This window comes from Bartonella sp. AA2SXKL, from assembly GCF_042197205.1.
Classification (GTDB): domain Bacteria; phylum Pseudomonadota; class Alphaproteobacteria; order Rhizobiales; family Rhizobiaceae; genus Bartonella.
In genome coordinates this window covers 1-666 of record NZ_JBHIRN010000178.1, presented here as the reverse complement: position 1 = coordinate 666, position 666 = coordinate 1, and the positions used below count along the sequence as shown (strand labels likewise).

The 666-nt window shown below is 42.5% G+C and carries 1 pseudogene; it reads left to right on the top strand.

Going from position 1 to position 666, the window contains the following annotated elements:
* The first annotated feature begins 176 nt into the window (after window positions 1-176).
* Window positions 177-585: pseudogene (locus ACFINS_RS10540) on the top strand (hypothetical protein).
* Window positions 586-666 lie beyond the last annotated feature (81 nt).

Below are 666 nucleotides of genomic sequence, written 5' to 3'. Positions count from 1 at the left end.
TGCTGTTTGTGGAAACTACAATCCCCACATTCATGTGTTCCCATGCTTGTGTGGGATTGTTCTCTTCATCCACCATCTCAATATTGTTCACCGTTGTTTGAAACAGCGGTGGCAGAAAATATCAACAGGCTTTCAAGCCATTGCATTAAAAAGAAGTCCATTCAAAGAGGGGAAAAATGAAACAAACTCTAAAGCTATTAGGTGCGGTAATTTTGTTTATCATAACAGGATGTCAGTTTAACAAACTTCCTCCAGGAGATGTGGCTGCGTGGGAGAAAAATGGTGTTACTGATTTTACTGAGGTAGGAAAAGCCTTGTTAGAATGTGGCATGCCAACCCCTTATGATCGCGATCCAGAAAACGATAATCGCAGTTTCAATCAAATGGCAACCATTGATGCTTGCATGCTTCAAGCAGGGTTCCGCTATAAATATGATGTGGGGGGGGGGATGGTGTGGAAATCATAAAGCCGAAAACCTTCCGATTTGTCGTCCTGGCGCTGTCATTCCACAGCGCAGTGTCAAGAAGCGCTTGAACAGCCCTTTTTGTAAAAAATATAAAAATAGCCGTAAATGCCAACCTTAAATATTGCTGTTTGTGGAAACTACAATCCCCACATTCATGTGTTCCCATGCTTGTGTGGGATTGTTCTCTTCATCCACCATC